This window comes from Candidatus Auribacterota bacterium, from assembly GCA_026392035.1.
Taxonomy (GTDB): domain Bacteria; phylum Auribacterota; class Tritonobacteria; order UBA1439; family UBA1439; genus JAPLCX01.
In genome coordinates, this window is record JAPLCX010000110.1 from 1 (window position 1) to 6,877 (window position 6,877).

Here is a 6,877-nt window from a genome sequence, read left to right on the forward strand (position 1 = left end):
GCCCCATCACCCCCAACCTGTCCCGCTCCTTACGGCTCATCTCCAGTATCCCCTCTCTCATTTCCACCCCCTTGTCGGGGGCTATTATAGGGGACATTTCTACTTTGGCAGATAGGGGACATTATCATTTTGGTATGACATAGAAAGTTCTAGTGCTCTTGATAGAGGGTGGAATTAGAGGAACGACCGGAGCTTGAGGAAGGTGTGGTGTGAGCAAACCAACCCCACTCAGCTTGCTTATGAGCCCGGCAACCTGAACTCGGCGGGATCAAGGCCAGCGTGTTCGAAAAATTTATTGCCCCCCTTCTGCTTTTTAAGCCGATTTTCAAAGCGACGCGCTTCAGATAGGCTTGAAAATAAACGCTGCCACACTATAACCCACGGGCCCCTGCCTCTGGTCCATTTGGATATGCCGGCATTATGTTGGTCGAGGCGGCGTTTGACATCATCGGTGACACCAATATAAAAGCGTTTGTGGAAGGCAGACCAGAGGATATAAACAAAATAGTTCTTGCTCATCATGCAAGAAAAAAGGCTCCACAGTGATGCGGAGCCCATCGTGATTGGTAGCGTTGACTGTACTGCCTGGCGGGAGAACCAGCGATCCCGCTCAGCGGGATTATGAGCCTGACGAACTTCCTTGCTGCTCCACCCCGCAATAGTTAATTCTAAGCAATACTAACATAATAACTAGCTCCGTCAAATAGAAAGTTCTAGTGCTGGAAATTCCTGAAGGGAGCCCTTCCGCGGATTCCACCTTAGCCGGTCTTCCCCAGGATAAATGAAATTATCAGGAGCAGAAGGACAATGGTGGTGAACACCGCATAGATCCAGTCCCGTTGATGAATAAAAGCAAAAATCGTGACGGCCACGCGCACGACAGGCATTAGAATCAGGAGAAGCAACCCCGCCATTACCACTGCCCGTCCGCGGAAGTTCAAGATGCCGGACTCGACCTGGAGGATGGTCTGCATTGTATTCGCGCCAGGGCTGGTGAGTCGGGGAAGCGCACAGGGAGCGGTCACGTAGTCCGGATGGTGGACAAAGCTTGTGACCGTACCCCCGACGATGAGCGCGAGCGCCGCGATCACTCCGGCGAAGAGGATGCGACTGATAATCTTCTCAACCCTTTCGACCTCTGCGTCAAGGGCGCCGTTCATTGCATCATTATGCATATTTTCATTCATCTCACGTGCATTCCCTTCCAGAACATCCCGAGTGCTATCCAGACGAGCAGGGTCACGAAGGCGTAGCGCAGTCTCGCGCTGCTGATATGCCTGAGGATCCTGGCCCCCGCAAGAGAGCCGAGTATGACACCTGTCGCGACCGGCGCGGTGATGAATGGGGCTATGTCCCCACGCGCGAAGTACACTCCCGCGCTCGCCGCGGCCGTCACCCCTATCATGAAGTTGCTCGTCGTGGTGGCCACCTTGATGGGCACCCCCATGATGGCATCCATTGTTGGCACTTTCAGGAATCCTCCGCCCACGCCCAGCAGTCCGCTGCCCACTCCTGCCAGACAGCTCACCGCAAACCCTGCACCACTATGTCTCACCCCGTAATGGATCTCTCGTTCGATGGCCTCGTCGTAGTAGTTGCTGTGCAGCTTGAGGCGCAGGGCGAGATTGTCGGAGTTCTCCGCCATAAGATGAACCTTCTTTTTGATCCGGGCCATGGTGTATGCGAGATAGAGGAGGGTAAAACAGAAAACAAAGTAGAGCCATTTCGCGTTGATGATCACTGCGATGAATGCTCCGATGATCGCTCCCGCCACGGTGGCCACCTCGAGAAACATCGCGAGGCGCATGTTGGTGATGCCTTTTCTCAGGTAGGTGGAGGAAGAGCCGATGGACGTGGCAATCACGGAGACGATGGAGGCGCCGATTGCATATCGTATGTCTATGCCGAGCAGGAGCGTGAGGGCCGGAACGATAATGAGCCCCCCGCCGATGCCGAGGAGGGCCCCAATAACGCCAGCGCAGAAGGAAAGCGCGAGATTGATGAGTGTGAATTCAAGCGGGGTCATGATGATCTCTGCTGATTTTTCATTATCTGCCCCCTCACCCTAGCAAAAAACAAGAATTGCAACGTATAAAAAACAGTCGTAACGTTGTCACCACGGAGCTCACGGAGGCGCACAGAGAGCACGGAGACTGTTACAGCAGCAACAACAGTTTCTCGTTTCTGATTTCTAGAAAGAGATTGATCTGTGTGTATCCCTGCCTGCCGGCAGGTGTGTTCATCTGTGGCTAAAATTAATCCTCATAATCCGTGGTTACACTCATGAACTTCTCTGTGTACTCCGTGCTTCTCTGTGGTAAAAAATTGAAGGTCCGTAGCGAAAATGGGGAAAGTCCAGAGCTTCTTCCCGTCTTGACAGCACCGGCGTGCTGTACTAATATGGGGTTTCCGTGTTTCGGAGAGGTATGGCGGGCTACGGAGAGAGCGAAGATCAGCTCAAGATGAAGGGGGTTCAAAAATGAAGAGAGCAGCCTTGTATGCCGTTGCGGCGAGTGTGCTCGTATCTGCCGGCTGTGCCGGTCTATCGACGGTCAACTACAGCCGTTGCGACAGGGGAAGAAAGATCACGCGCGTGGCGGTGATCGCGTACAATCAGACAACCGCCGACCGGTACGAGATGTGGGCCTGGACAAAGAAGAGGCCGCGCGTGGTGCCGCCGGACACCTTCGATGAACAGGTCGTCGCCTCGCTCTCAGCGAAAACAGATTACCAGATCATCCCCCCGGCAACCGTCAGGGAGGCGCTCACCAGGCTCAACCTGCAGAAGAAGTCAATACTCAGCCGGAGCGAGATGAGAAACTTTCGCCAATTGACCGGCGCCGACGCTATCCTCTTCGCAGAGGTCTCATTCTACCTGCAGAACTACCTCTTCTACAGAACATTCGGGCTGGTGGAGATTACCATGCGGCTGAGGGGGACGCCGGATAACCGCCTGCTCTGGGAGGCAAAGGGGCGGAACTTTGCCCTCTTGATCTCAACGGACAGCGCGCTCAAAAAGACCCGTGACAAGATGCTGGTGCAGCTCGCGCAGAAGCTGGCGCATGACAAGCCGATGGCGATGTAGAACGGGGCGAAGAAATGGCCATGGCTGTGTTGCGCTCTATCTGTCGGTGACGCTACTCCCGTCCTCCTTGAACTCTGGATGCCACCTGGATAACAGACGGATGAGTGATCTCAGGATGAGCACAGGGCAAACCGGCCTGGTCTATAGCGATGTATATCTCACGCACGATCCCGGCCCTGGGAACCCCGAAAGCCCGGGGCGACTCAGGGCGATTATCAGAGTCCTTGATGAGGCGCGGCTCCGGGAGAAGCTGAACCCCATAGAGCCAGCCCCCGCCGAGCTGAAGTGGATCGCGCGCGTCCATGACAAGTTTTATATCGAGCGCGTCCGCGAGGCCTGTGAAAGAGCTCCCACTGATCTCGATTGGGATACCACCGCAAGCGAAGGGTCCTTCGATGCAGCGCTCCTGGCAGTTGGCGGAGTACTGAAGGCCGTGGACGCCGTCATGGCGGGGAAGGTGCATAACGCCTTCTGCGCGGTGCGGCCCCCCGGTCATCATGCGACGCGCAGCCGGGCCATGGGCTTCTGCCTGTTCAACAATGTTGCCATCGCGGCTCGATATATTAGGGACAGACACCATCTATCCCGCGTCCTGATCGTAGATTGGGATGCCCATCATGGTAACGGGACTCAGGAGGCGTTCTATAGTGATCCCAACGTTTTTTATTTCAGCACGCACCAGTTTCCCTGCTATCCGGGAAGTGGGGCAGCATCGGAGAGGGGAGAGGGCGCCGGCCTCGGCTTCACCGTCAACGTCCCGATGCGGCCGGGGAGCGGCGATGCCGAATATCTCATGGCATTTAAGGATATACTCCTGCCGGCGGCGGAGAAATTCAAGCCGGATTTCGTGCTGATCTCGGCTGGCTTCGATGCGCACGGCGGCGAACCGCTCACGAATCTTGCTGTGACCACGGAGGGATTCGGGCACATGACCGAGATAGTGAAGGCGATTGCGGAAAGGCACTGCGGCGGCAGGATGGTCTCCGTGCTCGAGGGTGGCTACAACCTGAAGAATCTAGGCGATTCCGTCGTGGCCCACGTGAAGGAATTGATGAAATGAAATGTTTTAAACCGCGGATGAATGCGGATCGCAGCGGATTATTTAATATGTATGGAGAAATACTATGCAGGGGTTTGATTTATCACGGCCGCGCAATTCTCATTTGTGCTTCTCTTATTGTATTATGCATCTCCGGCTGCGAGAGGAGGATTGTCCGGAAACAAGAGAGAATTTTCATGTACTACGCGGAAAAGAACTGGGGCAAACTCACACCCCGGCAGAAGGCTGATTATTATGAGATGATAGAGAAGCAGAAGGACCGGGTCCAGAGAGAAGAGGCGAAAGAGCAGCAGAAGAAATCTCAGGGATTCTGACGCAGAGGAGCATTAACTGCTTTTTTGATATAATTTAGCCATACACTATTCACTTTTCACTATTCACCCTCCACTGTAGTATCGGGGCGTAGCGCAGCTGGAAGCGCGTCCCGATTGAGATCGGGGAGGTCGGCAGTTCAATATGTATTATATTTACATTCTAAAAAGCAGTAAGAATTGCCGTTATTATACAGGATGCACCAAAGATATAGAGAACCGCCTGAACGAACACAATTCTGGCGAAACAAAAAGTAATAGATATTACCGGCCGTTTGAATTAGTGCACAAAGAGGAATATGATAATCTTGCCGATGCAAGAAGAAGAGAACGCTATATTAAATCTCAAAAAAGCAGGAAGTTCCTAGAGAGATTAATCGGGGCGTAGCGCAGCTGGAAGCGCGTCTGGTTTGGGACCAGAAGGTCGGCGGTTCAAATCCGCCCGCCCCGACCATCTTAGACTTTCGTCGCAAAGCTCTTTTCCCGAGGGAACAATCCGACTCAAAAAGTCGCAGCTTTGTTTGTCGTAACTGCTTTTATAAAAGGGAATTAAGTCGAAAGGCTTTTGAAAGTCTAAAAAGACCTTTCTGTCCAGCAGGCGGCGGTTCGTTCCAATTTTTTCCACCAACGACTTGATTTCATCAAGTTCGTTGGACGAAGCAAGTTTTTCGGCGTGGTGAGCGGTTTTAATCCACTCTCTGAGTGGTTCGATCCAATTGTTTCCCTTTCGCCCAAAATCTGCCTTTCTCTGGGATAGGTCGATCTTGGTTTTGATAAGGCCATCTTTCTTTATCAGATAGCTATCCTTATCGACTATCCCCTCAAGATATGCATCCACCAGCTTATCCAGCCTTTGCTCCGCCTCTCTAATCTTCACATCCAGATTTTGGGCGAAAGCCTGCGAAGATTGGGCCTGCTCCTGTTCCCATTCATCTACTTTGGCGAGCATTTTATCGGCCCAGTCTTCGCAGAGAGCGATTTCTTGAAGCCGTGCCTTTATCTGTCCGGTTACTAAATCCTCTCGTAAGTACCTCTGGGAGCATGGGGCAAGCCGCTTGGTGCACCGGTAATATTTGAATGTACCTCCGTTACCGTGTGCATATTGCGCGGTAATCGCCGCGCCGCATTCACCGCACGTCAACAGCCCTCTGAATGGGAAATAATGCATCTTCCTGGACTTGCGCGGCTTGGCCCGGCTCCCAAGCACTTTTTGCACGGCTTCAAAAGTCGCTCTGGAAACAATTGGTGGAAAACCGCCCTCGTAAGATTCCCCATTATGCTCGATGATTCCGATATATATGGGATTTGTAAGCATCCTCTGGAGTGTTGCCTTACAGGGCGGTTTTCCGGTCTTGCTCACCACGCCCCAAAAGCTCAGGCGCTCTCCCAGGCTTTCCAGTGTGTGCCGGCCTTGCGCGTATTCCTCAAACGCCTTCTTGATAATCTTTGCTTTCACTGTGTCCGGCTCGATTGATCTTGTCTTGGGATTGTTCATATAACCGAGGGGCGCAAGGCCGGGCCACTCTCCGCGCCTGAGCTTTTGGCGAATCCCGCGCTTTACATTCTCCGACAAATTGTCGGAGTAATACTTTGATTGGCCAAAGGCGACTTGGAGCATAAAGAGCCCTTGCGGAGTTGGCTCAAACCAGAACGTGGGGAAGCGCAAAGAAGCGATCTTGCCGGTGTCTATGGAATAGATAATGAGCCCGCCATCAACGCTATTGCGAGCGAGGCGGTCGGGATGCCATGCGATAAGTCCCACGGGTTGCTTGCTCTCCTGGACTTTTGCCATCATCTCATTGAACACCTCTCGCCCCGGCTTCTTTGCGCTTTTACTCTCAATAAATCGCTCGGCAATAGTCAGCCCTTCTCGCTTGGCGTGCTCAGCCAACTCCGCAAGCTGCGCTTCAATGCTCATAATCTGTCGATCTTCATCCTCGATACTTTTACGAGCGTACAGGAAATATTTGATATTCATGATTCACCTCACAAGATTAGTCGCCTTTGGCCATTCCGCCGGAGGCGGAAAAAGCGCGGGATTCTGAAAAACTTGCTTCGTGGTGCCGCATAGCGGCACTGGAAAAAAATTGGAATGAAATTCCTATTTCACAGGCGCGTAGCGCCTGTGAACCGCCGCCTGCTGGACAGAAAGGTCTTTTTCGACTTTCAAAAGCCTTTCGACTTAATTCCCTTTTATAAAAGCAGTTACGACAAAAGCGGACAGTCAGTCGGAAGTCGGATTTTCCCTTCGCAAAAAGAACTCGCCAGTGGAAGTTTAAGATGGTCGGATCTACTGAACGCTGCTCGAACCTATTTTGAGCGGCGTTCAATAACCGCTTCCAAGTAAGTATAGTAAATCCGGCGGAGATTCCCCAAGCAATTATTGAGTCGTAAAAGTAAAGGCAGCTTCTCGCCCGGACA

General features: G+C 52.7%; 7 protein-coding genes and 1 tRNA gene. 5 read left to right on the plus strand and 3 right to left on the minus strand.

Translation table 11 applies throughout. The features are described from left to right. Nucleotides 1–237: 237 nt before the first annotated feature. The 3 genes from NTX71_11885 to NTX71_11895 all read right to left on the minus strand — a co-directional run bounded on the left by NTX71_11885 (nucleotide 238) and on the right by NTX71_11895 (nucleotide 2,032). Nucleotides 238–522, minus strand: coding sequence for a GIY-YIG nuclease family protein (locus NTX71_11885; protein MCX6340599.1), 285 nt, complete (start codon nucleotides 520–522; stop codon nucleotides 238–240). 236 nt (nucleotides 523–758) lie between these two features. Further along, nucleotides 759–1,175, minus strand: coding sequence for a DUF1634 domain-containing protein (locus tag NTX71_11890; GenBank protein ID MCX6340600.1), 417 nt, complete (start codon nucleotides 1,173–1,175; stop codon nucleotides 759–761). Between the two features lie 8 nt (nucleotides 1,176–1,183). Beyond that, on the minus strand, nucleotides 1,184–2,032 hold the full coding sequence (locus NTX71_11895) for a sulfite exporter TauE/SafE family protein (GenBank protein ID MCX6340601.1): 849 nt from the start codon (nucleotides 2,030–2,032) through the stop codon (nucleotides 1,184–1,186). A 447-nt stretch (nucleotides 2,033–2,479) separates the two neighbouring features. Between NTX71_11895 and NTX71_11900 the strand changes: the two genes are divergently transcribed. The 5 genes from NTX71_11900 (at nucleotide 2,480) to NTX71_11920 (ending at nucleotide 6,527) form a co-directional block, all read left to right on the plus strand. Next, nucleotides 2,480–3,085, plus strand: a complete 606-nt coding sequence (locus tag NTX71_11900; GenBank protein ID MCX6340602.1) for a DUF799 family lipoprotein — start codon at nucleotides 2,480–2,482, stop codon at nucleotides 3,083–3,085. Between the two features lie 115 nt (nucleotides 3,086–3,200). Next, a complete protein-coding gene (locus NTX71_11905; GenBank protein ID MCX6340603.1) occupies nucleotides 3,201–4,145 on the plus strand; it encodes a histone deacetylase in 945 nt (314 codons plus the stop codon). 176 nt (nucleotides 4,146–4,321) lie between these two features. Next, a complete protein-coding gene (locus tag NTX71_11910; protein ID MCX6340604.1) occupies nucleotides 4,322–4,459 on the plus strand; it encodes a hypothetical protein in 138 nt (45 codons plus the stop codon). Nucleotides 4,460–4,834: 375 nt separating this feature from the next. After that, nucleotides 4,835–4,910: transfer RNA gene (locus NTX71_11915), tRNA-Pro, on the plus strand. A gap of 1,140 nt (nucleotides 4,911–6,050) precedes the next feature. Then, the gene (locus NTX71_11920) at nucleotides 6,051–6,527 is read left to right on the plus strand and encodes a hypothetical protein (protein MCX6340605.1); all 477 of its coding nucleotides are present in this window, start codon (nucleotides 6,051–6,053) and stop codon (nucleotides 6,525–6,527) included. Nucleotides 6,528–6,877 lie beyond the last annotated feature (350 nt).